At 36.0% G+C, this 26,331-nt stretch carries 27 protein-coding genes, 8 tRNA genes, 1 rRNA gene and 1 pseudogene; 25 read left to right on the top strand and 12 right to left on the bottom strand.

The genetic code is table 11. The features are described 5' to 3' along the window. Positions 1–67 precede the first annotated feature (67 nt). The 16 genes from rrf (at position 68) to I573_RS05840 (ending at position 7,795) form a co-directional block, all read left to right on the top strand. Positions 68–183 (top strand): 5S ribosomal RNA (rrf, locus tag I573_RS05915). An 11-nt stretch (positions 184–194) separates the two neighbouring features. Further along, a tRNA-Val gene (locus I573_RS05910) sits at positions 195–267 on the top strand. Between the two features lie 3 nt (positions 268–270). Next, positions 271–343, top strand: a tRNA-Lys gene (locus I573_RS05905). 9 nt (positions 344–352) lie between these two features. Further along, positions 353–434: transfer RNA gene (locus I573_RS05900), tRNA-Leu, on the top strand. A 10-nt stretch (positions 435–444) separates the two neighbouring features. After that, a tRNA-Thr gene (locus I573_RS05895) sits at positions 445–517 on the top strand. Between the two features lie 10 nt (positions 518–527). Continuing rightward, positions 528–599: transfer RNA gene (locus I573_RS05890), tRNA-Gly, on the top strand. Between the two features lie 13 nt (positions 600–612). Then, positions 613–698 (top strand) — tRNA-Leu (locus tag I573_RS05885). Positions 699–702: 4 nt separating this feature from the next. Continuing rightward, positions 703–776: transfer RNA gene (locus I573_RS05880), tRNA-Arg, on the top strand. Positions 777–792: 16 nt separating this feature from the next. Next, positions 793–866, top strand: a tRNA-Pro gene (locus I573_RS05875). A gap of 99 nt (positions 867–965) precedes the next feature. Beyond that, complete coding sequence (rsgA, locus tag I573_RS05870; protein ID WP_016186583.1) at positions 966–1,853, top strand: ribosome small subunit-dependent GTPase A; 888 nt, start codon at positions 966–968, stop codon at positions 1,851–1,853. Between the two features lie 11 nt (positions 1,854–1,864). Continuing rightward, entirely contained in the window at positions 1,865–2,515 is a 651-nt protein-coding gene (gene rpe, locus I573_RS05865; protein WP_016186584.1) for a ribulose-phosphate 3-epimerase, read from the top strand. Between the two features lies 1 nt (position 2,516). Next, positions 2,517–3,149 carry a thiamine diphosphokinase gene (locus I573_RS05860; protein ID WP_016186585.1) on the top strand — a complete coding sequence of 211 codons (633 nt, stop codon included), beginning with the start codon at positions 2,517–2,519 and terminating at the stop codon, positions 3,147–3,149. Between the two features lie 133 nt (positions 3,150–3,282). Then, positions 3,283–4,137 (top strand): rod shape-determining protein MreC, encoded by an 855-nt coding sequence (gene mreC / locus I573_RS05855; RefSeq protein WP_016186586.1) that lies wholly within the window; start codon positions 3,283–3,285, stop codon positions 4,135–4,137. 1 nt (position 4,138) lies between these two features. After that, entirely contained in the window at positions 4,139–4,663 is a 525-nt protein-coding gene (gene mreD, locus I573_RS05850) for a rod shape-determining protein MreD (protein WP_016186587.1), read from the top strand. Between the two features lie 246 nt (positions 4,664–4,909). After that, the gene (locus I573_RS05845; RefSeq protein ID WP_016186588.1) at positions 4,910–6,259 is read left to right on the top strand and encodes a PcsB-like coiled-coil domain-containing protein; all 1,350 of its coding nucleotides are present in this window, start codon (positions 4,910–4,912) and stop codon (positions 6,257–6,259) included. Positions 6,260–6,427: 168 nt separating this feature from the next. Then, the gene (locus I573_RS05840) at positions 6,428–7,795 is read left to right on the top strand and encodes a C40 family peptidase (protein ID WP_016186589.1); all 1,368 of its coding nucleotides are present in this window, start codon (positions 6,428–6,430) and stop codon (positions 7,793–7,795) included. Between the two features lie 41 nt (positions 7,796–7,836). Here I573_RS05840 and I573_RS11605 read toward each other — a convergent pair whose 3' ends face one another. After that, positions 7,837–8,187, bottom strand: a complete 351-nt coding sequence (locus I573_RS11605) for a hypothetical protein (RefSeq protein ID WP_245555069.1) — start codon at positions 8,185–8,187, stop codon at positions 7,837–7,839. Positions 8,188–8,280: 93 nt separating this feature from the next. Continuing rightward, a pseudogene (locus tag I573_RS11640) lies at positions 8,281–8,520 on the bottom strand (prepilin peptidase); the annotation flags it as partial. 129 nt (positions 8,521–8,649) lie between these two features. Between I573_RS11640 and I573_RS05830 the strand changes: the two are divergent. Next, positions 8,650–9,135 (top strand): Dps family protein, encoded by a 486-nt coding sequence (locus I573_RS05830; RefSeq protein WP_016186591.1) that lies wholly within the window; start codon positions 8,650–8,652, stop codon positions 9,133–9,135. 30 nt (positions 9,136–9,165) lie between these two features. Here I573_RS05830 and argH read toward each other — a convergent pair whose 3' ends face one another. Together argH and I573_RS05820 are read right to left on the bottom strand one after the other, a co-directional pair. Continuing rightward, positions 9,166–10,539 carry an argininosuccinate lyase gene (argH, locus tag I573_RS05825; RefSeq protein WP_016186592.1) on the bottom strand — a complete coding sequence of 458 codons (1,374 nt, stop codon included), beginning with the start codon at positions 10,537–10,539 and terminating at the stop codon, positions 9,166–9,168. A gap of 15 nt (positions 10,540–10,554) precedes the next feature. Then, positions 10,555–11,751 (bottom strand): argininosuccinate synthase, encoded by a 1,197-nt coding sequence (locus I573_RS05820; RefSeq protein ID WP_035020649.1) that lies wholly within the window; start codon positions 11,749–11,751, stop codon positions 10,555–10,557. A 295-nt stretch (positions 11,752–12,046) separates the two neighbouring features. Between I573_RS05820 and rplM the strand changes: the two genes are divergently transcribed. Next, positions 12,047–12,493, top strand: coding sequence for a 50S ribosomal protein L13 (rplM, locus tag I573_RS05815; RefSeq protein ID WP_342662182.1), 447 nt, complete (start codon positions 12,047–12,049; stop codon positions 12,491–12,493). A 16-nt stretch (positions 12,494–12,509) separates the two neighbouring features. Next, a complete protein-coding gene (rpsI, locus tag I573_RS05810) occupies positions 12,510–12,902 on the top strand; it encodes a 30S ribosomal protein S9 (protein ID WP_016186595.1) in 393 nt (130 codons plus the stop codon). Positions 12,903–12,964: 62 nt separating this feature from the next. Here rpsI and I573_RS05805 read toward each other — a convergent pair whose 3' ends face one another. The 7 genes from I573_RS05805 to I573_RS05775 all read right to left on the bottom strand — a co-directional run bounded on the left by I573_RS05805 (position 12,965) and on the right by I573_RS05775 (position 17,462). Next, positions 12,965–14,014 carry a tyrosine-type recombinase/integrase gene (locus tag I573_RS05805; RefSeq protein WP_016186596.1) on the bottom strand — a complete coding sequence of 350 codons (1,050 nt, stop codon included), beginning with the start codon at positions 14,012–14,014 and terminating at the stop codon, positions 12,965–12,967. Positions 14,015–14,110: 96 nt separating this feature from the next. Continuing rightward, positions 14,111–14,302, bottom strand: coding sequence for a MerR family transcriptional regulator (locus I573_RS05800; RefSeq protein ID WP_016186597.1), 192 nt, complete (start codon positions 14,300–14,302; stop codon positions 14,111–14,113). A 98-nt stretch (positions 14,303–14,400) separates the two neighbouring features. Continuing rightward, a complete protein-coding gene (locus I573_RS05795; RefSeq protein WP_016186598.1) occupies positions 14,401–15,300 on the bottom strand; it encodes a rolling circle replication-associated protein in 900 nt (299 codons plus the stop codon). Positions 15,301–15,587: 287 nt separating this feature from the next. Continuing rightward, on the bottom strand, positions 15,588–15,794 hold the full coding sequence (locus I573_RS05790) for a hypothetical protein (protein WP_010716728.1): 207 nt from the start codon (positions 15,792–15,794) through the stop codon (positions 15,588–15,590). Next, complete coding sequence (locus tag I573_RS05785; RefSeq protein ID WP_016186599.1) at positions 15,778–16,551, bottom strand: ATP-binding protein; 774 nt, start codon at positions 16,549–16,551, stop codon at positions 15,778–15,780. Before I573_RS05785 ends, I573_RS05790 begins: the two co-directional genes overlap by 17 nt. Next, entirely contained in the window at positions 16,538–17,071 is a 534-nt protein-coding gene (locus tag I573_RS05780; RefSeq protein WP_016186600.1) for a hypothetical protein, read from the bottom strand. The genes I573_RS05785 and I573_RS05780 overlap by 14 nt, the downstream gene beginning before the upstream one ends. 1 nt (position 17,072) lies before the next feature. Then, the gene (locus tag I573_RS05775; RefSeq protein ID WP_016186601.1) at positions 17,073–17,462 is read right to left on the bottom strand and encodes a hypothetical protein; all 390 of its coding nucleotides are present in this window, start codon (positions 17,460–17,462) and stop codon (positions 17,073–17,075) included. 225 nt (positions 17,463–17,687) lie between these two features. On the opposite strand from I573_RS05775, the gene I573_RS05770 reads away from it, so the two are divergent. From I573_RS05770 to I573_RS05760, 3 genes are all read left to right on the top strand, one after another. After that, positions 17,688–18,311: a hypothetical protein gene (locus tag I573_RS05770; protein ID WP_016186602.1), complete on the top strand. Its 624-nt coding sequence runs from the start codon at positions 17,688–17,690 to the stop codon at positions 18,309–18,311. 110 nt (positions 18,312–18,421) lie between these two features. After that, positions 18,422–20,470: a DNA methyltransferase gene (locus I573_RS05765; RefSeq protein ID WP_016186603.1), complete on the top strand. Its 2,049-nt coding sequence runs from the start codon at positions 18,422–18,424 to the stop codon at positions 20,468–20,470. Positions 20,471–20,472: 2 nt separating this feature from the next. Beyond that, the gene (locus I573_RS05760; protein ID WP_016186604.1) at positions 20,473–23,202 is read left to right on the top strand and encodes a DEAD/DEAH box helicase family protein; all 2,730 of its coding nucleotides are present in this window, start codon (positions 20,473–20,475) and stop codon (positions 23,200–23,202) included. Between the two features lie 459 nt (positions 23,203–23,661). On the opposite strand, the gene I573_RS11505 is transcribed toward I573_RS05760, so the two are convergent. Further along, on the bottom strand, positions 23,662–23,811 hold the full coding sequence (locus I573_RS11505; RefSeq protein ID WP_016186605.1) for a hypothetical protein: 150 nt from the start codon (positions 23,809–23,811) through the stop codon (positions 23,662–23,664). A 217-nt stretch (positions 23,812–24,028) separates the two neighbouring features. Between I573_RS11505 and I573_RS11635 the strand changes: the two genes are divergently transcribed. The 3 genes from I573_RS11635 to I573_RS05745 all read left to right on the top strand — a co-directional run bounded on the left by I573_RS11635 (position 24,029) and on the right by I573_RS05745 (position 26,297). Next, positions 24,029–24,163: a hypothetical protein gene (locus I573_RS11635; RefSeq protein WP_016186606.1), complete on the top strand. Its 135-nt coding sequence runs from the start codon at positions 24,029–24,031 to the stop codon at positions 24,161–24,163. A 430-nt stretch (positions 24,164–24,593) separates the two neighbouring features. Then, the gene (gene apf / locus I573_RS05750) at positions 24,594–25,214 is read left to right on the top strand and encodes an aggregation-promoting factor (RefSeq protein WP_016186607.1); all 621 of its coding nucleotides are present in this window, start codon (positions 24,594–24,596) and stop codon (positions 25,212–25,214) included. A gap of 126 nt (positions 25,215–25,340) precedes the next feature. Then, entirely contained in the window at positions 25,341–26,297 is a 957-nt protein-coding gene (locus I573_RS05745) for a tRNA dihydrouridine synthase (protein WP_016186608.1), read from the top strand. Positions 26,298–26,331 lie beyond the last annotated feature (34 nt).

Below are 26,331 nucleotides of genomic sequence, written 5' to 3'. Positions count from 1 at the left end.
GAATGAAAAACTCGACGAGTTTTGATGAAGTACTTCAATCCAGTTTTGAGTGAATAACTCACCATAGTGTGGTGGCGATAGCGAGAAGGACACACCTGTTCCCATGCCGAACACAGAAGTTAAGCTTCTTAGCGCCGATTGTAGTGAAGGGTTTCCCTTTGTGAGAGTAGGACGTCGCCATGCTTTATCATATTGGAGGTTTAGCTCAGCTGGGAGAGCATCTGCCTTACAAGCAGAGGGTCAGCGGTTCGATCCCGTTAACCTCCATATGAGTCGTTAGCTCAGTTGGTAGAGCATCTGACTTTTAATCAGAGGGTCACAGGTTCGAGCCCTGTACGACTCATTTTCACATGCGGGTGTGGCGGAATTGGCAGACGCACTAGATTTAGGATCTAGCGCCTTCGGGCGTGGGGGTTCAAGTCCCTTCACCCGCATATTAGTTAGGCCGGCTTAGCTCAGTTGGTAGAGCATCTGATTTGTAATCAGAGGGTCGAGGGTTCAAATCCTTTAGCCGGCATCAGATAAACGCGGAAATAGCTCAGTGGTAGAGCACCACCTTGCCAAGGTGGGGGTCGCGGGTTCGAACCCCGTTTTCCGCTTAGCCAATTTCACGCCGGGGTGGCGGAACTGGCAGACGCACAGGACTTAAAATCCTGCGGTGAGTGATCACCGTACCGGTTCGATTCCGGTCCTCGGCATTATGCGCCCATAGCTCAATTGGATAGAGTGTTTGACTACGGATCAAAAGGTTAGGGGTTCGACTCCTCTTGGGCGCGTAGTTTTTTTTTATTTCGGGAAGTAGCTCAGCTTGGTAGAGCACTTGGTTTGGGACCAAGGGGTCGCAGGTTCGAATCCTGTCTTCCCGATTTTAAGACATATCAATCGATATGTCTTTTTTTGTATTCAGATTTTTTTGAATAGGTGTGATACAATGAGAAAGAAAAATAGTATGAGGAGGCGGATATTTGCAAGGAAGAATCCGTAAAGCAGTAAGTGGCTTTTATTATGTAGAATCAGAAGGAAATATTTATCAAACTAGAGGTAGAGGGAATTTTAGAAAACAAAACATTACACCTTTGGTTGGAGATACTGTTATTTTTGAAAGTACAAATAAAACAGATGGCTATGTTTTAGAGGTTTTACCTCGTAAAAACCAATTGGTTCGACCAACTGTAGCCAATATTGATCAAGCGGTCGTCGTAACAAGTTTAGTTGAACCTAATTTTTCTTTCAACCTTTTAGACCGATTTTTAGTAACACTAGAACTTAATGAAATTAAGCCTATTATTTATTTAACAAAAGTTGATCTTCTTGAAAATGTAGAATTAGTGCAAGAGATTGTAGCAATTTATGAAAAAATTGGTTATCCAGTGATTTCTGCAACAAGCGATAACAATTCTATTCATGAATTGGAAGAAACTTTTTCTGGCCAATTAACAGTATTTATGGGTCAGTCAGGTGCTGGTAAATCAACATTATTAAATGAGATTCTTCCTTCTTTAGACTTACCTACAGCAGCTATTTCAGAATCTTTAGGTCGAGGAAAACATACAACACGACATGTAGAATTATTAGAAGTTGCAAACGGGCTTGTTGCAGATACACCTGGATTTAGTGCAATTGATTTAGCAACAATTGAATCAGAAGTTTTACCTAGGTTATTTCCTGAATTTGTTGCAATTATGGATCAGTGTCGATTCAGAGAATGCAAACATCTTAATGAACCAGATTGTGCAGTTAAAGAGGCAGTCGAATCCGATAAAATAGCTTTTTCCAGATATGAAGATTATAAGCAATTTATGTCAGAAATTGAGAATCGTCGTCCGATATATAAGAAAAAAAATAAAAATTAGGAGAGAAAAAAATGAAAATTGCCCCTTCCATTTTAAGTGCAGATTTTGCGAATTTACAACGAGATATTGAACTAGTCGAAAAAAATGGTGCTGATTACATTCATATCGATGTAATGGATGGTCATTTTGTTCCAAATATCACATTTGGACCTGCAATGGTAAAAGCTATCCGTCCAACAACTAAACTGACTTTGGATGTTCACTTGATGATTACAGAGCCAGAGCGTTATATTGTGGATTTTGCAAAAGCTGGTGCGGATATTATCGGTGTCCATGTCGAAGCTACTGCTCACATCCACCGGGCATTACAAATGATCAAAAATGAAGGTGTTAAAGCTGAAGTCGTGATCAATCCTGGGACTTCGGTAGATCAAATTTTACATGTTTTACCTTTAGTCGATCAAGTATTAGTAATGACAGTGAATCCAGGATTTGGTGGACAATCATTTTTACCAGAAATGATGTCAAAAATCGAAGAGCTAGTCGAACTGAAAAATAAATTTGGCTATACTTTTGATATTGAAGTTGATGGTGGAGTAGATGATAAAACGATTGGATTGTGCGCTAAAGCAGGGGCAAACGTGTTTGTCGCAGGAAGTTATGTATATGGTGCCGATGATCCTGGAGAGCGTATCCAAACGTTAAAGGAACAATTGAGTTAGTATGAAAATTTTATTAGTTGGAGGACAGCCAGTTTCGACTTGGCCTATTCTGGAAGAATTTGATTATTATATCGGTATCGATCGAGGTGCGTACTATTTAATGGAACAAGGTCTTCCTTGTGATGCAGCAATTGGTGATTTTGACTCGTTGACTAATGAGGAACAACAACGTGTATTTCAGCATTCAGTGATTGTTAAAAAATCTCCCGCTGAAAAAGATGATACGGATACGCAATTAGCATTGGTACATGCTTTAAAAATAAATCAGCACGCCGATATTACGTTAATAGGTTTGACTGGAGGGAGAATCGATCATTTCCTAGCAAACTTATGGCTACCTTTAGAACCGAGATTTCGTGTACACTGCCAACAACTTACTATAAAAGACCCTCAAAATACAATCAGATATTTTGAAGCAGGAAAGTATACGATCTCAAAAGAAAAGGAAATGAATTATTTGGCTTATTGTTGCTTAACACCTGTGAAAGAATTGACACTTGAAGGGAGCAAATATACGCTATGTAATCAGGATGTTCCATATTCTATATCGTATGCAAGCAATGAATTTTTAACCGAAACCGCAACCTTTTCTTTTAAAAGTGGTCTAGTAGCAGTTATTCAAAGCAAAGATTAAGTCTATAGGTGAAGAGACGACTAATGTTTCAAAAAACGTTAAGAGTCGTTCTCATCACCTTTTGTTTCGTTTGAATAAGTGGTACAATTCAAGTTATGAGTTTCATTTATTTTGAAATTATTGAGGTGCTTTTGTGAAAAAAATAAATCCGAATAAAAATATTATTATTGCTTTAATTATTGTGATTATTATCGTTACAGTTTTGAGCATAACGATTGCCCGTAGAGCGGTATCTGAAAAAACCAATGTGGTTCAGTCTACGGTAAATGACTCGATTGCTTTAGTTGATCGTGTGATTCAAGCGCCATTTAATTTTATTAGTCGAACAGTAGATAATGTCCAGGACTTATTTACAACATATGATGAAAACCAACGATTAAAAGAAAAAATTGATCATTATGAAGAACTATCACAACAAACAAAAAATGATCAACGTGAAATTAGTTCACTAAAAGAACAATTAGAACTGAATAATACATTAACAAGTTTTGAAAAAATTACTGCAAATGTCATTTCAAGATCTCCAGATACATGGCAAGACTTTTTGATTATCGATAAAGGATCCAAAGATGGGATCGAATTAAATATGTCTGTTATGGCGACAAAAGGATTGGTTGGTCGTGTTATTGAGGTCAATCGTGCCTCTTCAAAAATTGAGTTATTAACGGCTGAAAACCAAACATCAAACCATTTTCCAGTGAGAATTTCGACTAAAGATGGTGTATTATTTGGATTATTAAAGGGATTCGATGAAGAAAAAAATGCTTTAGTAGTTGAACAGGTAACCGGAGATGCTAAATTTGAAAAAGGGGATGTTGTTCAAACATCTGGACTAGGTGGAAATTCACCAGCTGATTTGGCAGTGGGAACGGTATTAGAAGCACGTGCTGATGATTTTGGGCTTCAAAAGAAATTATACGTGCAACCTTATGCAAAAATGTATGATCTATCGGTTGTAACCGTAATTAAACGTACAGTAGGTGAGTAATGTGAAGCGATTTAGTATCCAATATTTAACATATCTTTACGTCGTATTTTTTTTCTTAATGTTAATCGATGCGCATATCACCAACTTTTTTACTAACTTTAATCATAATACAAGTATTTGGCAATCTGAGTTATTGTTGTTGGTCATGCTATTTGCAGCAGGTTACCTACCGCAGCGATATATGATTCTGAGTGCACTAACGATTGGCGTACTATTTGATCTTTACTTTTTAGGGCTAATTGGTGTATATGCGGTAGCTTTACCAGTTGCTGTGTGGTTAATGTATGTGTTCCATTCGATATATTATCAAAATTTAATGACTTTATTCTTTAGTTGGATCGTTTCATTGACGATCGTTCAGTTGGTTACATTAGGGATTCAATTGATGTTTAAAATTACAACAATCAAAGGGGAATTTTTTGTTACAAATTCTTTTGCACCGACTTTGATTTTAAATATTATTTATTTTGCAATCTTGATGTTTCCACTAAAAAAATTATTTAAATTAGATATTCCAATCGTATAAATGCTTGATCCTTAGAGGATCAAGCATTTTTTTTGTAAGAAAACTAGAAATATCAATTTATTTACTGTAAAATGTCTTAATGTAGTCTCAAAAAGACTAAATCAAGATATTTGACATCATATTGAAACATTTCCTTTATCTCTGTGTCATATCTCTATGATACAATTCTCTTTGTCTTAAGGAAAAATTAGTCTAATAAACATAGAACGTACATAAATAATTTAGAACCCTGTGGAGGAAAGCAGATTGAAGAAAAGCATAAGTAAGTCATTATTGGTTTGTACATTACTTTTATCGACAATTGCAACAGTACAAGTGAGTGCAGATGATTTCGACAGTAAAATCAATGAACAAGATCAAAAAATCTCATCTATCAAAGAGCAAACAGCGACTGCTGAAACTCAAATCGCCTCTTTAGAATCAGATATCTCTACGATTTATGATAAAGGTGTAAAATTACAACAAGAACAAACACAACTTGAAGCAGATACTGCTCAATTAGAAAAAGATATTGATGCGTTAAAAGTTCGTATCGAAAAACGTACAGCAACAATTAAAAAACAAGCTCGTGATGTTCAAGTAAATGGTCAAGATACAAGCTTTGTAGATGCGATTTTAAATGCAGATTCAATTACTGATGCTGTTGGTCGTGTACAAGCTGTAAACACATTTGTAAAAGCAAATAATGACTTAATTACTGCTCAAAAAGAAGATCAAAAAGCAGTAGAAGAAAAGAAAGCTGAAAACGAAGAAAAACTAGCTCGTTTAGCAGATGCAAAAGCAGAGTTAGATGTTCAACGTGATCAATTAGCTGTAAAACAAGCTGATTTGAAAGTTCAAAAAATTTCTTTAGCAGCAGAACAAGCAACTGCTGAATCAACTAAAAGTGATTTATTAAATCAAAAAGCTGCAGCTGAAGCAGAACAAGCTCGCATCGTGAAAGCTCAGCAAGAGCAAGCCGCAAAAGAAGCTCAAGCAGCGAAAGAAGCTCAAGCAGTTCAAGTAGCAGCTCAGACAAAACAAGCTGAAACGAAAGCAGCAACAACTGCCTCTACTACAGAAGCAAAACAAGAAACAGTAGCTAGTGAAGCACCAAAAGCAGAAACAACTACTTCAACACAAGCACCAGTAGAAACACCACAAGTGACACAACCTTCTGAAGAGAAAGTTGAGACACCAGCTGTGAGTGAAACACCAGTTTCTAAACCTGTTGTAACACAACCAGTGCAAGAAGAAAAACCTGCAACAACTGCTCCTGCTTCAGGAGACGCAACGCTAGATGCATTAAATGCTTTACGTGCTTCTCATGGATTGAATCCAGTAAGTTGGGATGCTGGTCTAGCAGCAACTGCTTCTGCTCGTGCATCATTAATCAATGGTAACGGTGGATCGATTCCAAATGATCACTGGTCACGTGGAGATGAAGTAATCGCCATTTTATTTGCACCAGGTTCAGCCGTAATCAACGCTTGGTATAATGAAACAAATATGACGACCTCTTCTGGTTCAGGCCATCGTGATTGGGAAATTAACCCAAGTATCACACGTGTTGGTTTTGGTTACAGCGGTGGAGTTATCGTTGGTCATTCAGCATAATAGATATAGTAGAGCTTTTATTTAGACAATTGGTCTAGATGAAAGCTCTTTTTTTGACATCTATTTGTAATATTTCTATTATTTTATTGACATATTCCTATGGTAAACTGCCTTTGTGATTAAGAAAACGTTAAGAAAGTAATCGTGATGTGAGATGGAGGAATGTGTGTGAAGAAGCGGATCTATGCTTCAGTGCTTTTAAGTTCAGTTGTAATGACCTCGTTAGCTGCGCCAACTTTAGCTACAGCAGATTCAATTGACGACAAAATCAATCAAGCAGATACAGTAATTAGTGAATTACAGAACAAGCAAGTAGATATTCAAAGCCAAGTGAGTGATTTAGAAACAAAAGTATCTGCAATCAACGAACAAGCACAAAATTTAGTTGCAGAACAAGCAACGTTGCGTCAACAATCGGAAAAATTAAAAACAGAAATTGAAGGATTACAAGTTCGAATCGAAAAACGTACCGAGACGATTAAAACACAAGCTCGTGACGTTCAAGTAAATGGACAAGATACTAGCGTAATGGATGCATTATTAAATGCAGAATCATTGACTGATGCAGTCTCTCGTGTACAAGCAGTAAATACTTATGTCAAAGCAAATAATGATTTAATCAAAGCACAAAAAGCAGATCAAGAAGCAGTAAAACAAAAACAAAAAGATATTGATCAAAAAGTAAAAGATTTAGAAACTAATCAAACACAGCTTGAACAAAAGAAAGCGACCTTAGAGCAAACACAGGCTAGTTTAGCGGTAGCAAAAGCTGATCTTGCTTTGCAACAATCTTCTAAGGAAGAGGAGAAAGCACAGTTAACAGCTCAAAAAGCAGCCGCTGAAGCTGAACAAGCTCGCGTAAAAGCCGAGCAAGAACGTGCGAAAGCCGCACAACAACAAGTAGCGGAACAAGCAAAAGCAGTAGCAAAAGAAGAAACTACTAAAACGACTCAGGTAGAAACTGCCAAAGAAGAGCCAGTAAAAGCGGTAGAAGAAACAAAAACAACAACGGAGACCGTAAAAGAAGAAGTCAATACACCAAAAGAAGAAGTTACAACTCCTTCAACAACACCATCGACTTCAACTGAGCAGCCAACTCAAACTCCAGTTGAAACACCAACTAGTAGTGAAACACCAGCACCAAAACCAGTAACACCGACACCAGCACCATCTCAAACAGTTAATGGTTCAGCGATCGTAGCTGAAGCAAGTAAACATCTAGGTAAAGCCTATGTATGGGGAGCAAAAGGCCCGAATGCATTTGATTGTTCTGGTTTTACTTCATATGTCTATATGCAAGCAGCAGGAAAAAGTATTGGTGGATGGACTGGAGCGCAAGAGTCAGCTGGAACAGTGATTCCAGTAAGCCAAGCGCAACCTGGTGATCTATTATTCTGGGGTAGTCCAGGAAGTACGTATCATGTAGCGATTTCGTTAGGTGGAAATGGCATTATTCATGCCGCAACGCCAGAACTAGGCGTCGTACAAGGAACGACTGTTGGGTTTACACCAAGTTTTGCAGTTCGTGTTCATTAAGAATCAGCTTAAAGCCCCTTCGTATTCGAAGGGGCTTTTTTTTAATATATCCATAAGGAAAGGAGTAACCCAAAACTTAAAAAAGGGACGAATGGAATGGCGACGATATTTTTTTTCAATACAGAAGTGGACCAGTAATAATAGAAGACGCCAAGCAGACTTGCACTCCAAAGTAGTAGATAGAGTTGATCAAAGGTCAACCAAGAAAACCAGCTTAGTGCTAAAAAAAGATCTGCACTACCAATAAAGGACCAATGTTGACCTAGAAAATAAATTAAAATACAAACTAAAGCTGTTGCTACATGAAAGTGAGCGTGTGTTAAAAAAAGGTTGATCCAAAGCACCAAAGTCATAGCGTACAATAACCAAGTATCGATTTCATAATAAAACATATCAATTAAGCTAAGAACAAAAGCACTAGTCAACCAAATGACGATAGAACTTAGGTGAAATCCAAAATGATGAGCATAGTGGACCATACTAAACAATAAAAGACCATAACAACACTCCGCTACTACATAAAGTTTGGGGATTTTGATTTTACATCGTGAGCACTTTCCTTTTAAAAAAGTAAAGGAAATCAAGGGGATCAATTCATAAAACCGTAACGTTTGTTTACAGTGGGGACATTGACTACGAGTACTCCAAAAATTTTCTCGAAGGGGCATCCTTTCAGCAAAGACGCAAAAAAAAGAGCCTAAGCAAGCACCAATTACAAATAACATTTCAATCACACTCCTTAGTTATAATTACGTTAAATTAGTTGAGAAACCTTCTCAGATAGAGTAAATAATTGTACTTTTTTCGCGAAAGTCGTTATCCTTTATGTATAGAAACGAAGGAGGAATAGTGGGATGAAATTTGAAAAAACGAAAGAAACTTTAAATCAATTAGTGGCGGACTTAAGTCAGTTTTCAGTTGTGATCCATCAAACACACTGGTATATGCGTGGTCCTGAATTTTTAACCTTACACCCAATGATGGATGATTTTATGGATGAAATCGATGCACAATTAGATGTGATTTCTGAACGTTTGATCACTTTAGATGGCGCACCTTATTCTACTTTACAAGAGTTTGCTGATCATACTGGAATCAAAGACGAAATCGGTACATATGACCGTACGATTCCAGAACGTATGGCAAAATTAGTTGAAGGCTATCGCTATTTAGCAGATCTTTACCAAGAAGGGATCGAAATTTCTGGTGAAGAAGGCGATGACTCAACTCAAGATATTTTTATTGCGTTTAAAACAGATATCGAAAAGAAAATTTGGATGGTCCAAGCCAAACTTGGTTATGCTCCAGAGATTGATCCAGAACATTCTGTACATCATTAACAAAAAAAGAAGCCGATTCGGCTTCTTTTTTTATTGGAATGTTTCTTTAGCACGTTCGATTTGACCGAGGACTTGATCAAACCCCGTTCCTCCGAAAGAATGACGATTTTTGACAGCATTCGTACTATCTAGTTTTTCATAAATGTCTGCGGTAATCGCTGGATGAATCGTTTGATAAGTTTCTAGTGGAATATCTTGTAAGTAGTGTCCATGTTGAATTCCTTCTAACACGAGTTTCCCTACGATCTCGTGCGCTTGGCGGAAAGGAACACCTTTCGTTGCTAGATAATCTGCAAGTTCAGTAGCATTTGAAAAATCTTTTTCGGTCGATTGTTTCATCGTATCTACTTTGACATGCATCGTTTCAACCATTCCAGTAAAAACAGCAAGGCTATGAGAAAGTGTTTGGACAGTATCAAACATGCCTTCTTTATCTTCTTGTAAATCTTTATTATAAGCCAATGGAAGTCCTTTTAAAATCGTGAGTAAACTAAATAGATCTCCATATACACGACCAGTTTTTCCACGAATTAATTCTGCCATATCAGGATTTTTCTTTTGCGGCATAATCGAGCTACCAGTTGAATACGTGTCGGTTAATTCAACAAATTGGTATTCATGGCTACACCACAAAATAATCTCTTCGCAAAAACGAGATAAGTGCATCATGATTAGCGATGCGTTGCTTAAAAATTCGAGAATAAAATCGCGATCGCTCACGGCATCTAAACTATTTTCGTACACTGAAGTGAATCCTAATTGTTCTGCTGAGTAAAAACGATCGATTGGAAAGGTTGTACCAGCTAAAGCTGCTGCACCTAATGGAGAAACATCGATTCGTTTTAGACTTTCAGTCAAACGAGCGGCATCGCGAGTGAACATTTGATAGTAAGCAAGTAAGTGGTGACCAAATGAAATCGGCTGAGCATGTTGTAAGTGCGTATAACCAGGCATGATCGTATAGACATTTTCTTCAGCTTTTGTGACGAGCACTTCACGTAAATGATGAAGTAAATCAATAATTTGGGTTACTTGATCTTTTAAGTAAAGGTGCATATCTGTTGCGACTTGATCATTACGGCTACGTGCAGTATGCAGTTTACCTGCGACAGGGCCAATCAATTCGTGTAAAAAGACTTCCATATTTAAATGGATATCTTCATTTTCAACAGAAAAATTCAATTCACCAGCAGCCAGTTTTTCTTCTAGCTGTGTGAGTCCAGCCAAAATTTGATCCGCTTCATCAGCGGGTAAAATTGCTGTTTTTTTCAACATGCTGACATGTGCTTTGCTACCTTGTAGATCGTATTTTGCTAATGCTTGATCATATGCAATCGATGCACCAAAGGCATCGATCCATGCTTCATTTTTGCCATCAAAACGGCCACCCCATAATTTTGCCATACCTTTAAAACTCCTTTATTTTTGAGCGGCTTGCACTTCAGCATGTACTTTTGAAGGCAGACCCCATAGTTTAATGAATCCAACGGCAGCTTCTTGATCGAATGTGTCCGCTGAAGTATAGGTTGCTAAGTTTTCATCGTATAAACTGTTTGCTGATTTACGTCCTTCGCAGATTACGTTACCTTTAAATAGTTTTAAACGAACCGTACCATTTACGACTTGTTGTGTACTCTTTAAGAAAGCGATCAAAGCATCTGTTAGTGGATTGAACCATAGTCCATCATAAATCACTTGTGCTAATTTTTGTTCTAAGATCGGTTTGAAATGTGCCACTTCGCGAACAAAGACTAGATCTTCTAATTCTTTATGCGCAGCCATTAATGTCATCGCTCCAGGACATTCGTACACTTCACGTGATTTGATTCCAACTAGACGATTTTCGATATGATCGATCCGACCGATTCCATGTTCACCAGCAATCGTATTTAATTGTAAAACGATTGAAGCAAAGGTATCTTCTTTACCATCTAAAGCGACAGGTTTACCTTCTTTAAACGTAACTTCGATGATCGTTGGTGTATCTGGAGTATCTTCTAATTCTTTCGTTAAGGCGTAGGCACCTTTGGGAGGTGTTGCCCAAGGATCTTCTAATACACCACATTCACAGGCACGTCCCCAAAGGTTTTGATCGATTGAATACGGGTTATCTAAGTCTGCTGGGATTGGAACACCTTTTTTCGCAGCATAGGCGATTTCTTCTTCACGTGACCATTTCCATTCCCGAACTGGGGCGATCACTTTTAAGTGTGGATCCAGTGCTGCAATCGCCACTTCAAAACGTACTTGGTCATTTCCTTTACCAGTACAACCATGGGCGATTGTTGTGGCACCCGTTTCGTGTGCTAACTCAACTAATTTTTTTGAGATCAATGGACGAGATAGGGCAGAAACTAATGGGTATGAATTTTCATAGAATGTATTTCCTTGTAACGCGATCAAGGCAAACTCATTGGCAAATTCTTCACGCGCATCGATCGCATAAGAAGCACTCGCACCAACTGTTAACGCTTTTTGTTTGATTGTTTCAGTATCTTTTCCTTCACCGATGTCTAAACAACAGGCAATCACATCGTATCCTTCATCAACTAACCATTTTACTGAAACTGATGTATCTAGACCGCCAGAATAGGCTAAAATTACTTTTTCTTTCATATACATTTCCGTCCTCTCGTAACTTGTTTTCTTGAATGAATTCATATTAACAAATAAATATAAGTAAATCAACAAAAAATATAATATTTATACAAAATAATTGAATATTATCTATTAAATATACAAAAAATGCTCATAAGCATGAACATTCACAAAAGTTTCATTTTCTTTAACTAAAAAGATTGACGAATGGGGTGGATCTGAGGTATTATATTAAATGGTATTGTTTACCCCATTAGAGCCCCGGAAACTCAAGTGTAAGTAAACATTCGAAATTGATATTGGAGGAAAACTAATCGTGCGTACAACATATATGGCCAAAGCAGGCGAAGTAGAACGTAAATGGTATGTAGTAGATGCTACAGATGTTCCTTTAGGACGTCTTTCAGCAGTTGTAGCTTCTGTCCTACGTGGAAAAAATAAACCAACATTCACTCCTCATGTGGATACTGGTGACTTTGTAATCGTAATTAATGCAGATAAAATCAAATTAACAGGTAAAAAAGCAACAGACAAGATTTATTACCGTCACTCAAACTTCCCAGGAGGATTGAAATCAATCTCTGCTGGAGAATTACGCGCTAACAATTCTCGTCGTTTGATCGAAACTTCTGTTAAAGGCATGTTACCTAAAAACACTTTAGGCCGTGCTCAAGGCATGAAATTACATGTTTACGGTGAAGCAACTCACCCACATGTAGCTCAACAACCAGAAGTATTGGACATCACAAACTTAATCTAATCAGGAGGGAATTTCATTGGCACAAGCACAATATATCGGCACAGGCCGTCGTAAAAATGCAGTGGCTCGCGTACGCTTAGTACCTGGTACTGGTAAAATCACTGTAAACAAAAAAGACGTTGAAGAATACATCCCACACGCTGACTTGCGTGAAGTAATCAACCAACCATTTGGCGTTACAGAAACAAAAGGCGCTTACGACGTATTCGTAAACGTTAACGGTGGTGGATATGCTGGACAATCTGGCGCTATCCGTCACGGAATCGCACGCGCATTACTACAAGTAGATCCTGACTTCCGTTTAGCTCTTAAACAAGCTGGATTACTTACTCGTGACGCTCGTATGGTTGAACGTAAAAAACCAGGTCTTAAAAAAGCCCGTAAAGCATCACAATTCTCAAAACGTTAAGAGGAATCTCTCTATATCAACGTTTACAGATGTTTTTTGGTCTTGGTTGGTCTTGTTAAGGGTCAATCAGACAAAGAACTTAATAAATTTAAAGCATCGGCTTCTTGCTGATGCTTTTTTTCTGGCATCAATTCCAAATAATAATTCATTGTTGTTTGCAGATTTGAATGACCTAACATCTTTGAAACATAGTCCAATCGGATATCATTTGAAAATAGAAACGATGCGATAGTATCACGTAATCCATGAAAGGTCGTGTTGGGGAGTTCTAATTTTGCTAATAGCTTTTTCAATCTTTGAGATTGTTTAAATCCATCGGGGTCAAACAAATAGCCATTTGATTTTGGTTGTACTGAACGAATGATAGTATAGACTTCATCGGTAATTGCAACAGTACGTTTTGATTTGGCTGTTTTTAAACGAGTATCATCGTTCGTAGGGCTTATAGAACGGTTGATATGAATTCCATTTGAAGAAATATCATCGGGTTTTAACCCAAGAATTTCTCCTCGTCTAGCACCAGTTTCGAGTGCAATCAACGCAATGATATTAAATTCATCTTCTGTGTGAGAGAGAAGATAGTTACGAAGAGTTTTCATATCGTTCATTGATAAAGCCTTGTTTCGTTTCTCTAATTCTTTTCCACGAGTTTTGACAAGGGAACCAAAATCATTATCTAATAATCCACGTGCATATGCATAGTGTATAGCAGTTCTTATTTTTAACAGAACTTCAGTTGTCGTTTTTCGAGAATGAGTTTCTCCATACTCATCAATTTTCATCTGTACTACTAAATCATCAAGATTACTGATTTTGATATCTTTGAATAGGGAACGGACAATTGTAACAGTACGTTCATAATTGATAAATGTTGCAGTACGTACATCATTACGTTTGACGGTATAGACCCATGTTTCAAAAAAATCAGCAAAAGTATCTTCACGTTTCGCAATATTTTTTCCTTTTCCTTTTAATACTTCTTGTTGGTGTGCCCAAATTTTTGCTTCAGACTTGGTAGCGAATGTTTTTGTTACTTGTTTTTGTTTACCATGTTCCATGACCGATACACGAGCACGGAAGGAATTTTTTCCTCGTTTTTCTATTGTTGGCATATATCAACTTTCCTTTCTGTATAAACAAAGTTGACAGCTGGCTATTTTGATTACATCTCTATGATAAATTTTTTTAAGTCAACTATCAACTTGTAATTAATTTACAGAATTCTTAGCAATGAATTCCTTTAAATCTGAAATGGTATATCGTTCTTGTTTCCCTATCATAAACCGCTTTAGGTCATTTCTTTGACGGAAGTATTTATCAAATGATTTTGGATCAATACCAAGGTATTGAGAAGCGGTTTCTCTTGTCAAGAGATAAGGCATCTGCTTATTATCTTTCATAATAGTACCTCCTATCATTTTATAATAAGAACAAGGGTTCAGGCGATGTTCTGTAATGATAATGAGCCTTGAGCTCAATTGAAACAGTATGTTTTAATCTAAGAAGTGTCATCAGTCTTAGATATAGGAGTTGAGAGATGATTTTTTTTTGCTTTAATTAAATAATCATTTGTTTTTTGCACTAACTGACCAGTTGCATCTTTTTCCAATTTATAGATAACTTTTTCGAGAACATTATTTCCGTTCTCATTTGTTTCAACTATTCCAAAATTTGGTATAAAATCTTTTAAGTTATCTGTTTCTGAATTGATATAATCAATTTGTGGTTTCTTTAAGCCTTTGCTATTGAAATATCTCTTTTTTCGAAACATTTCTTTGTCTGTCATTAACTCTTTTGTGATGTATTTTGTTAAATAACTAGCCGTCCGTTCTTTATCTTCAATTTCTTCACAATCAGTGAATCCATATGTCCAATCAGTTAAGTTGTATACCTGTCGCTCGTTCCGTAAAAGTGGTACACCTGTTTTAGGATGTTTTGCTTCTATAAAATTTGCTGGGATATCTCCCAGTAGAGAATGGAAATGAACAGCACCATTTTTGTGTAACTCGGGAACAATTAAGTAATCAAAATTACCATATCTATCGCGCATTTTTCGACACCATTTTAATAACAGCTCTTTTGAACTGTTGTAATCGAGACTATCATATTGTTTAGGGTCTATTGTTAGGGTTGTGAACCATTTGAAATCATTCGCCAGTGCATATCCTCGTATTTTCCGTTTGATTGCATAGCTTTGATTTTTTGTCCGTTCTTCTTGTGCTTCATCACTTATCTCTGATTTATCGGTTGCACCACCCTTGTGTTTAAAACTACCTAATTGTCGTATTTGATAATCGTGATAGACAGTGATTTCAACCATGCCATTACCAAAATCGACGATTTTTTGATTGTATTCTTCTAATATCTGTTCCTTGTAATCATCTTTATTAAATTCCATAAAATCCCTCATTTTTCTATTTATTCTTGCTCATACTGGCTTTTTCGTCGTAACGTCGCCTTTTGTCAAGTAAGCGACGGAAACTGACTCGAAGCCATGCTCCCATTGTTGCGATACCTGCGAGGGGCACCCCTAGACACCGCTCTGGTATGCGTGCCTGCAGAGCGTGTTCGAGTGGTCTGCCTAAAAGTCCGACCACTCGAACAAAAAACACTGCACGCATGCTCAGAGCGCTTTAAGGTGTGCTGTTCGCAGGGTCACATACTGGAAAACAGCATCGAGCATGGCTACTTCGTCCGTTTCCGAAAGCCTGCACTAAAATAATAGTCTTGCGATAATAGAGCCACATAAAGTCCTTGTTGAGCTAGTTGAGGCTTATCAACAAAGTAATCTAAGGCAAACCATCGAGCCATTTGACGCTTGTCCGAGTTGATTACACGAATACTACCATCATCAAATTCGGTTACTTGGAAACTTTTAATCACTTTTGCCATCGCTCATACCACTCCTTTGAAAGAGATAAATCAACTGTCGAAAATCATTCGATTTGTATTTCATATAAGGTGCTTCAAAATAACTGAGACCTAATTTAGGTGTAACAGCGTAACCTTTTCCGACATCACCCAAATAAGAGCTTGCTAAATCTTTTTTATAGGCACCAGTTCCAATATGAAATAATTCTTCTGATATATTCGAACCCATCACATATCGTGTCTGACATTGTTCGGTTACAGCCTTGGGCAGGTCGGTAGCTAACAGACGTTGAGAAGTCAGTACAATGACATAGCCTGCTAAACGTCCTTTTAGAGCCAGTAATTTAAGCAAACGTTCCATTTCAGCTTTTTGCTTCTTATCACCACTTTCAAGTGCTGAAAGAACTTCATCGAAAATGAGAACGTGAGCAGGCAGGTTCAAATCTGAGAAATTTGTGTCTAGTCCTACTTGGTCGGTGGAATAGAGGGTTTCATAGTCATGCTCCATTTGTTCGACAAGTGACGTCAGTAAACAAAGGATTTCCTCAGCACTTGAAGCAGTATAAATTCCTGTACTACGGAACGTTGCACCGAAAGAACTATTTTTTGCATCAATAATATATAATTCATGCCCACGCTTCAAAAGCATTGCTGATAAATAGCTTAGGAAAATTGTTTTTCCTGCACCACTTGGAGCAAGTAGAAGCGTGTGACAGGCTTCTGTTGTTAAATCCCATTCAAGTGAATCATAAATTGGGATAGGTTTATAATTGGTCATTTTCTAATACCTCTTTTCCATTCAAACGAGCAGGGAATTGCCCAAAGATAAATATGACGTATTGTGAAGCTTCTTTGTAACTCAATAAGTTTTCAGCAATAAACTCTGATAGCTGTCCACCTAATTTTCGTTTGTCATCCACAAGTCCGTTTGAATATAATTGAATAGTTATTTTTTTGTCTTTTACTTTGTAATGCCATTTGACGGAATGTTTTAACTTGCCATCTTCGGTTTGCTTTGTGAGCTGTTCTGTGAACAAGATTAGCTTCTTCCGAATTTGCAACGATTGAATCGGACTGAACCTTGAAGAAAGGTAAATGATACTAACAGTTGTTAGGAAGCAGGCTAAACCAATGATTGAAATAGTCATAAACAAATTCACTTCTAAATGGAAGATTTCTTTGCCGTTGCTATAGATAAGCATAGGTAGAATTGCTAAAGCTAGTGAGGACATCATTGAAAAAATCTTCAATGACGTCATCAAATTACTAGCAACACGAACGGTTACGGTATGCTTCATATTATTTGCCCTCGTTTGTGACTGGGATTAGTTTTGTAATGAGTAGTTTCAAACCTGTTGGTGAGTATCCACCAAAGTTACCACCACGCATATTTGCTTCTAATGCAAAACTATATTCAACGATTTGGAATTCTTTGTTAATTGCTTCCGTACCGTCAATAGATTGATTAACCAAAGTGAAATCAAATTCCATCATATCAACGAGTGACGTACCAGCTACTGCATGCACCTTTTGTGTTGTCTCATTTGTTTCTTCGTTTTTAAACGGATTACGAACAGACTTAACAATTACTTTTGTTGGAACTTCTACTGCTTTTTTGAGGAATGTTTGAATCTCCGGATTTGCTACTAATTCTTTTACTTTTACTTCGTTGTACTTTGTTTTTGTCATAATGATGACTCCTTTCGGTATGAACTGACTATCAGCAAATAATCAGTGAGTGAACCAATAAGTGATATCCCATATTGATTTGCAACTATAAAAGAGAGTTTGCTGTTCTCTTTATGTATACATAATATCAATTTAATTACGGACAATAAAAGGACTAAATTGTTTGAAAATGCAAGTATATAGGGATATAATTTGATTAAATAAGGACACAGGGGGTATTTTTTTATGAATGAGGAACAATACACTGTTTTGGAAATAGCAAAAGAGGCTTTGAAAAAGTACAAAGTGGATGAAACTGAAGGAACGTTACCGGCTTTAAAAAAGAAAATTGAAAGAATCATAAAAAAATATAATTATGAACCTGCATCAGAACAAAAAAAATCTGTTTACTCTAAAAGAATAGCAAAAGCATACTCTTTGGAAGTGAAGAACAGGATTGTAGATGATTTACTGTTCGATTATATGATTATCTTGTCGAAAGATGAACTGTTGAAAGAAATTGAAAATTCTAACCATTATAAAAGTGCAGTAAATTCTAATGATCGAATTGAACATGAATTTTCAAAATTTTTGAATAAGACTCCAGAAGAGCAAAATGTTATGATTGAAAATCAAAAAAGTGTTACATGTTTTAATGAGAATCATCCATTTATTCGAGAAAAGAAGATGGAAGTCATGTTGGAAGCGTTATTCTCTAAGTACTATACGTTAAAAATTGATGAATTAATTGATGACGCAAATAAGATAAATTCATTAATTAATGACAATCAATCTTTTTTTGATGGAGCAGAATTACGAGAAATAGCCCGTTTTAATAATTGGGAAAGCTATGTAGAAGAGAGAGAATAAGGAAAAGCGGTGTACAGCCGTTTTTTCTTATTTCTTTTTTTGTCCGTTTTGATTAAGATTTAGTGTAAAATAGAATTTATAGAAATAAATGTAATAGAGGAGGATGTATAGTGAAAATTGAACCAAGACTCTTTGATGAATTAAAAAAAGTTTTAGCAGATTTTGGAGATAGGTATTTTGTAGGTGAGGAGTTAAATCGATCTAAATTGAGTGAAGATTTAAGAAACTATGATGAAACTTTGCTTGAGAAATTATTTCAAACAGATTTTATTAAACAGCATTTTATTAAGGAAGTTGCAGGACAAAAATTATTTCAGATTGAACAGCTAGAGGAAGCAATTCTATATAATGATTATTGGGATACGAGTTATACGAAATACGAAAATCGTATTGGATTAGCTTCTAATGGAAAATTCTTAGAGGAGTGTCAAGACGTAGTATTAGATTTTCCATTTAAAGATGGTGTTCTAACAGCTTCGATGACAAAAGAAGATAATGAAGATAGTTATGACGATGCGTTTTTAAATGAAGTGATTGAAAAAGATGAGATTGATCGATTATTTGATAAGAAAATATTTGTGAACAGCAAGCGATATGATAAAAATGGCGACTCAGTGGTAACAGAATTCAATGAAGATACAGATAACTTGATTATTAAAGGAAATAATCTACTCGCATTGCATGCGATTAAAGAGAAGTACGCTGGGAAAGTGAAAGTAATCTACATTGATCCACCATATAATACAGGTAGTGACAGTTTTTTATATAATGACAAATTTAATCATTCAGCATGGCTGACTTTTATGAAGAATCGATTGGAGGTAGCGAAAGAATTACTTTCAAATGATGGAATGATATTTGTTCAGACAGACGATAAAGAACACGCTTATTTGAAAGTGCTTATGGATTCTATCTTTGGTCAAATTAAATATTTGAATACAGTAATTATAAAAGCAAAAGCATCGTCTGGTGCAAGTGGTGGTGGTGAAGATAAGCGGTTGAAGAAAAATGTTGAGTTTCTTTTAGTCTATGCTAATGAAAATGCTCAAATTAAAATTCAACAAAAACCGTTTTTATTAAGTGAATACATTGCAGAGCGAAAAGAGCAAGGGAAAAGTTTTGCTTATTCTAATGTACTAATAAATGAGGGAACATTAAGTAAAATAGGAGAAACCTTGGATGGACGAGGAGAAGTAATAGAGTTATATGATGTTACTGGATATGAAACAAAGTCAGTGTCAAAGTTAGCAAAAGAAGAAAATATATCAGAGGAAGAAATATATGTAAAATATTTAGATAAAATTTATACCACTGAAAATGCCCAAACTTCAATTCGAGATAGAGTCCGAGATGCTGTCCAAGATGATGGTTATACAATCGCACGTTATGTACCAGTTTCAGGGAAAAATAAAGGGAAAGTAACCGATGTTGGATTCATAGGTACAACCAAACGTCTGATTAGTTTTTTGTCAGGAACTAGTTATGTTGAAGAAGGCATTGCTTATAAAACAGAAAAAGCAGGAACCCTTTGGGAAGATATATCTTGGAGTAGTATTAAGAATGAAGGGGGAGTTGAATTGAGTAATGGTAAGAAACCAGAGAAATTACTACAACGAATTATCGCAAGTGGAAGTGAGGAGAAAGATATTATTCTTGATTTCTTTATGGGATCTGCCTCTACGCAAGCAACAGCAATGAAAATGAATAGACGTTTTATTGGCATTGAACAAATGGATTATATCAATGAGGTATCAGTTTCAAGATTACAAAAAGTGATTGCTGGTGAACAAGGTGGTATTTCTAAAGATGTAAATTGGCAAGGTGGAGGTTCCTTCGTTTATACAGAATTAATGCCTAAGAATATGGGTTATCTACAAGATATTATTCATGCAAAAACATTAGATGACTTGAAAGTCGTGTACAATCGTATGTTAGAAGGAACAGATACTATGGAACCTGCTGATATTTCTTTCCGCGCAGACTTAGATAAAATTGATTGGCTGGAAGGGTTTAATGAAAATAAACGCTTGTTGATTAAGTTATTGGATAAAAATGGACTGTATTACAACTATTCAGAAATTGACGATGCAAATGTACGAGAGTTGATTTCTGATGAGGACTATCGCTTTAACAAACAATTTTATAAAGGCGGTGAGTAGGGATGGTAAAAGCACAAAGAAATAAAACTAATATCCGCCACTTCCCTCTGATAGAACAAGCAAATTTAGCAGAAAAAGATTTATTTAATGCCCACCAAGGCTATACAATACCTGAATACATTAATGCCAATCTACTTCACACACTGCGACATTATCAAGATGAAGCGATACGAAATTATCATTATACTCAGACACAAATTAAACCAAGCCCACAACATGTTTTGTTTAATATGGCAACAGGTTCGGGAAAAACAGACTTGATGGCGGGATTAATTTTATACCTCTATCAAGAATATAATTATCGAAACTTCTTATTTACCGTCAATACGAATTCTGTTTTGATGAAAACGAAAGATAATTTGGTGAATAAAAATAGTGATAAATATCTTTATCAGGACAAGATAGAAATTGACGGTACACAGATTTCTATTGTAGAAGTGGAACGCTTCCCTAGAATCCAGCAAGAAAATACCATCTATATCAAATTATCTTCTGTTCAAAAGGTGTCAGATGACTTATTTGTATTAAAAGAAAACACAATGGGATTGTCTGATTATGAACGTCAACCAGTTGTAATTTTGGCAGATGAAGCTCATCATTATTCTGCAAGTACCAAGTCTGAAAAAGAAGCCGAAAATACATGGGAATCTGCAATTAATAAAATTTTAAATGTAAGAAACGAACAGGAACAAAAAAATCTTCTTTTAGAATTTACAGCAACCGTTGATTTTGATAAGGAAGTTATTTACGATAAGTATCGTGATAAGGTCGTTTATCGCTATCCACTAAGTAAATTTATGTTTGATGGCTATTCTAAGCAGGTTAAACGAATTGAAACGTCCGCAAGTGATGAAGATAAAATGTTAAATGTGGTACTCCTATCGCAGTTTAGAAAGTATCGAGCGTATTCGGAAGGAGTAACCAGCACATTCAAACCAGTGATTCTATTTAAATCTCCCAAAGTGGCTGTTTCTCTGGAAGCAAATCAAATATTCAATCAAATGATTGAAAATCTTAATGTGAGAGAGTTGATTGCCTTTATCAAACGTCAACAGCTAATGGATAGTAATGCGAGTTCAGCATTAAGTCTAGTTTATGATTTTTATTTGAAGAATGAAGATGATTTAGGGAAGATTATTAGAGAAATCAAGAATGACTTTGATAGTAGAAATGTTTTAAATGCCAATGATACAAGTGGAAATATGCTTGAAAAAGGGCAGTATCAGGCATTGAATACACTAGAGAATCCGAATAATCTCTACCGTGTTGTTTTTGCGGTAGCTAAGCTAACGGAAGGATGGGATGTTCTTAATCTGTATGATATTGTTCGTATAGAGAAAGAAGCAGGAACGAATAAAAAAGCAACTATGGCTGAAGCTCAACTGATTGGTCGTGGTGCTAGATATTATCCATTTGAAATAGAAGGGCAGAAAAGTTATCAAAGAAGATTTGATAACGAACCATCCAATAAGCAACTTTTTCTTGAAACGTTACATTATCATACGATGAATGAACCACAATATTTAAAACAATTAGTGGGTTCTTTAAAACAAATGGATTTACCTACAGGTGAAGATAAAAAAAATCCACCTATTGAAATTAAGGTAAAGTCATCCTTTAAGCAAACAGAGGCCTATAAAAATGGAAAGATTTATTACAATGAAGTGGTGGATGTGGAAGATGAATGGTTTGATTCGATTGATAAGTATGGTATCAATCATCAAATAGATATTTCACGTAGTTTGAATTATGGCAGTCGAGAGGTCTCCTACCAGTCAAATGTTGGGGTGAATGAAACAAAAACAATTAGTCTTGGTCATCTTGATGAAAGGTATATAAAGAAAGCCATTCAACGATTGGATTTCTATCAATTTGAACAATTAAAGAAATATATCCCATTACTACCATCAATGAAAGACTTTATTTATGGAAAGAATTGGTTAAATGCTAATAAATTAAACCTATTTTTAACTGTACCGAAAGAGTATAAATCAACTGATGTCACGCCAGATGACATATTGAACGTTGTAATTGAACTTTTAAAAGAATATGAAGTGAAATTTAAATCAGGCTATGTCAAACAAAGAGGAACCAATAAATTTATCGGCTATCGAATCAATGAATATTTAACCAATTATAATAAGCGTGTTCCAGAATATGATACGGCTAATTTATTTAATGAAACGATGCAAAAAATTGCCGTTTATGAAATAGAAGATGATTTTTATGTTTACGAAAAAGCAATCGTGAATAAGCTTGAATATGAGTTGATAGAACGTGTGAAGGCGCATGTTAATGAATTGAAAGAGAAGTATCAAAAATCGGTGTATTTGCTTCGTATGGATGAAAATATGCATCGTGAATCTGCGAAGAGCGAAAAGCTAAAACTTCATCAATATGGTTCACGTATGAATCGAGAAGGTGAAATCACAGAAACTCATTTACAAGGTTTTCAGCCTGATTTTATTTTATTCCTTGAAGATAGTGAGTTTTATTTTCAAATCTTTATTGAACCAAAAGGTATGAGTGGGGATAGATTTATTAGTGAATTATGGAAGCAAGATTTACTCCTATATATGACAGATAATCAAGGTGAAATGGAATTTGAAGCAAATGAAAAAAATGTTCGTATTAGTGGATTAAAATTCTATACTCGAGGTGATGGACAAAAGACAATGGAACAATTATCCAATATGGTTCAAATAAAAAACCAGTGTAATAAACTGGTTTAAATAAAAGTATAATCAAATCATAGTCAGTATCAATCTTGGTCATAACTGGTCTTGTCTTTGTCAATTTCTATCCATATTCATCCTGTTTTAAGAAGTTTAAAGTTTGCAAAAACTTGATATGAAAGGATTTGTGTGGATGAGGTTGGATTTCTATTGTGCCTTATACTTCTCAAAACGTTAATTATTTGGACTCGTTGCGAATTTATTCGCTTACGAATGCAATATGGGACGGAGATTTTCTCGAAAATCGAGTACCATACAATTACGTATTGGCAAAAAAAGACATCCATTTGGATGTCTTTTTTTTGTTTATTGAGAATCGTACTGGGCGAAGCTTTGCTGAGCGCAGTTACCTTTATGTATAAAAAATCTCCCACACAAACTAAATAAGCACCTACCGTTTGTCTACGATAGATGCTTTTAGTAAGAATAGTCGTTGTCCATTAGGGATAGTCTCTCCTATGCGATTTTTTCTAGTTCTTTTACTGCTTGTTCAATTGTGGTACCGGTAGCTACTTTGTTGTGATCTGTTGTCGAAAAAACGATAAATAGATTCAACTCAGTATCTAGTGTTACTTTGTACTCTAATTTTTTGTTTGTGAATGTCATATGGCATTCTCCTTTCTGTGTTGTATTGAAAGGCAACCATAACGTCTTCTATAACGAAATTCCATCCTTAGTATACACCTCATGTGAAAAAATTGTCAAATCAACTATAGGGATTCTTAAGCTTTTTTTCAGTAAGAATCAAGAAAAGATAGGCAAAGATGTGAAATTGTGATAAAGTGAAGCGATGTGTCACTGTAATTTAGAAACGAGGAATAAAATGGATAACAAAACAGCAAAAATGTTAGATCTAATCAAGCAAAAAAAACAACAAGGTGAAAAGCCTGCTTCAAAAGATACACCCAAAAATGACCGTACACGTATGCGTAAAGGTCCAAAAATCTATATCAAGTAAGCTAAAACCAGCAAATTTGCTGGTTTTTTTGTATCGTTGAACGTGTTTCTACTATTATAATAGCTAAATTAGTTCGATAAAGTAGTAGAATTAAACTCTATATGTAAAAAATAACAAGATAATATTGAATTATTTTTTACATAAATGTAATATAAGAACAAATTTTCGTATTCTAACTACTGATTTAAGAAATTCTCAAAAATATTTCGAATTTATTGTTAAGATAAGATTACATAAAACTTGTTACAAACCTTATTAAATCAAGGTTTATTATTTTTAAAAATAAAATATCGCCTGTTTTTTTCGAAAATGCCTTTTTTGAAATATTTCGTTACATGGTTGTCACCAAAAGGGACTTAGAAGTTGTTATTATAGTCCTTGTCGATGAGTTACTTAGAAGTTTTCGAAATTAAAGGAGATATTTAAACATATGAAATTTTTTAAATCACTAGCATTAAGTACAGTAGCATTAGTTGGATTTGTCGCTTACACTGGTACAGCAAATGCTGACGAAATTAACTATACAATCCAACCAAATGACACATTATCAGAACTATCAGTAAAATATTTTGGTTCTGCTGATTACGTAAATAAAATTGCTGAAGACAACAACATTGCAAATCCTGGTATGATCTATGTTGGCGAAACTTTAGTGATCAATACTAATGGTGAAGTTGCAACTGCGGCACCTGTACAACAAGCGCCTGTAGAGCAAGCTCCTGCACAAGAAGCAGTAGTAGAACAAGCGCCAGTACAACAAGCACCAGCTCAAGAAGCAGTGGTAGAACAAGCTGCTCCAACAACAACTTATACTTCATCAGCTTCAGGTTCTGAATCTGCAGCGAAAGAATGGATTGCACAAAAAGAATCAAGCGGTTCTTATACTGCAACTAACGGTCAATACTATGGTCGTTACCAATTAACAAACACTTACCTAAATGGTGACTACTCAGTAGAAAACCAAGAACGTGTAGCAGATTCATACGTACAAAACCGTTATGGTTCATGGACAGCTGCTCAAGCTTTCTGGATGGCTAATGGTTGGTACTAAGATTTAACAGACTTTTAAGACACTTTCCTTTTTGGAAGTGTCTTTTTTAAACGGCTTTTTTGAATGTTTCCTAAGTTATTAGTATAATAGAGATGTTTGTGAGCAAGTAGAGATAGGAGCATATACATGAAAGAAAATTTTTGGGCCGAATTACCAAAGCCTTTTTTTATTTTAGCACCCATGGAGGACGTGACTGACGTCGTCTTTCGTCATGTCGTGAAAGAAGCGGGCGCACCAGATGTCTTTTTTACCGAATTTACGAATTCAGATAGTTACTGTCATCCAGATGGTAAAGATAGCGTCCGTGGACGACTAGTATTTACTGAGGATGAGCAACCCGTTGTCGCGCATATTTGGGGCGATAAACCAGAGTTTTTCCGTGAGATGAGTATTGGAATGGCTGAAATGGGCTTTAAAGGCCTTGATATCAATATGGGATGTCCAGTACCGAATGTAGCCGAGCGTGGAAAAGGTAGTGGACTGATCAGAAGACCAGATATGGCAGCAGAATTGATCGAAGCAGCCAAGGCTGGTGGGATTCCAGTGAGTGTCAAAACACGGATCGGTTTTGAACAGATCGATGAGTTAGAAGGGTGGATCACACATTTATTAGAACAAGATATCGTGAATTTATCTGTTCATTTGCGCACGCGTAAAGAAATGAGTAAATACCCAGCACATTGGGATATGATCCCTAAAATCGTCGAATTACGAGATAAGATCGCACCACAGACGTTGATTACGATCAATGGTGACATTCCAGATCGTAAAACTGGTTTAGAATTAGTTGAAAAATACGGTGTCGATGGGGTCATGATCGGTCGAGGAATCTTTAAGAATCCTTTTGCTTTTGAGAAAGAGCCAAAAGAGCATTCATCAAAAGAATTACTAGATCTATTAAAATTACAGCTAGATCTACAAGACAAATATTCAGAACTTGTTCCACGTTCGATCGTAGGTCTACATCGCTTCTTTAAAATCTACGTTAAAGGATTTCCTGGTGCAAATGATTTACGTGTGCAATTGATGAATACCAAATCAACTGCTGAAGTTCGTGCTATTTTAGCTGAATTTGAAGGATAGAAAAAAAACACCAGCTATGTAGCTGGTGTTTTTT

Source organism: Enterococcus sulfureus ATCC 49903, from assembly GCF_000407605.1.
Classification (GTDB): domain Bacteria; phylum Bacillota; class Bacilli; order Lactobacillales; family Enterococcaceae; genus Enterococcus_G; species Enterococcus_G sulfureus.
The sequence above is the reverse complement of the archived record's forward strand: the minus strand, read 5'-3'. Positions and strand labels throughout refer to the sequence as shown.

Bases quoted from the DNA above. Each gene is read 5' to 3' on its own strand.
- rpe (WP_016186584.1), top strand. From the start codon at position 1,865: ATGAAAATTGCCCCTTCCATTTTAAGTGCAGATTTTGCGAATTTACAA.
- I573_RS05860 (WP_016186585.1), top strand. From the start codon at position 2,517: ATGAAAATTTTATTAGTTGGAGGACAGCCAGTTTCGACTTGGCCTATT.
- I573_RS11605 (WP_245555069.1), bottom strand. From the start codon at position 8,187: ATGTTTTATTATGAAATCGATACTTGGTTATTGTACGCTATGACTTTG.
- I573_RS05830 (WP_016186591.1), top strand. From the start codon at position 8,650: ATGAAATTTGAAAAAACGAAAGAAACTTTAAATCAATTAGTGGCGGAC.
- argH (WP_016186592.1), bottom strand. From the start codon at position 10,539: ATGGCAAAATTATGGGGTGGCCGTTTTGATGGCAAAAATGAAGCATGG.
- I573_RS05820 (WP_035020649.1), bottom strand. From the start codon at position 11,751: ATGAAAGAAAAAGTAATTTTAGCCTATTCTGGCGGTCTAGATACATCA.
- I573_RS05805 (WP_016186596.1), bottom strand. From the start codon at position 14,014: ATGCCAACAATAGAAAAACGAGGAAAAAATTCCTTCCGTGCTCGTGTA.
- I573_RS05800 (WP_016186597.1), bottom strand. From the start codon at position 14,302: ATGAAAGATAATAAGCAGATGCCTTATCTCTTGACAAGAGAAACCGCT.
- I573_RS05795 (WP_016186598.1), bottom strand. From the start codon at position 15,300: ATGGAATTTAATAAAGATGATTACAAGGAACAGATATTAGAAGAATAC.
- I573_RS05790 (WP_010716728.1), bottom strand. From the start codon at position 15,794: ATGGCAAAAGTGATTAAAAGTTTCCAAGTAACCGAATTTGATGATGGT.
- I573_RS05785 (WP_016186599.1), bottom strand. From the start codon at position 16,551: ATGACCAATTATAAACCTATCCCAATTTATGATTCACTTGAATGGGAT.
- I573_RS05780 (WP_016186600.1), bottom strand. From the start codon at position 17,071: ATGAAGCATACCGTAACCGTTCGTGTTGCTAGTAATTTGATGACGTCA.
- I573_RS05775 (WP_016186601.1), bottom strand. From the start codon at position 17,462: ATGACAAAAACAAAGTACAACGAAGTAAAAGTAAAAGAATTAGTAGCA.
- I573_RS05770 (WP_016186602.1), top strand. From the start codon at position 17,688: ATGAATGAGGAACAATACACTGTTTTGGAAATAGCAAAAGAGGCTTTG.
- I573_RS05760 (WP_016186604.1), top strand. From the start codon at position 20,473: ATGGTAAAAGCACAAAGAAATAAAACTAATATCCGCCACTTCCCTCTG.
- I573_RS11505 (WP_016186605.1), bottom strand. From the start codon at position 23,811: ATGACATTCACAAACAAAAAATTAGAGTACAAAGTAACACTAGATACT.
- I573_RS11635 (WP_016186606.1), top strand. From the start codon at position 24,029: ATGGATAACAAAACAGCAAAAATGTTAGATCTAATCAAGCAAAAAAAA.
- apf (WP_016186607.1), top strand. From the start codon at position 24,594: ATGAAATTTTTTAAATCACTAGCATTAAGTACAGTAGCATTAGTTGGA.
- I573_RS05745 (WP_016186608.1), top strand. From the start codon at position 25,341: ATGAAAGAAAATTTTTGGGCCGAATTACCAAAGCCTTTTTTTATTTTA.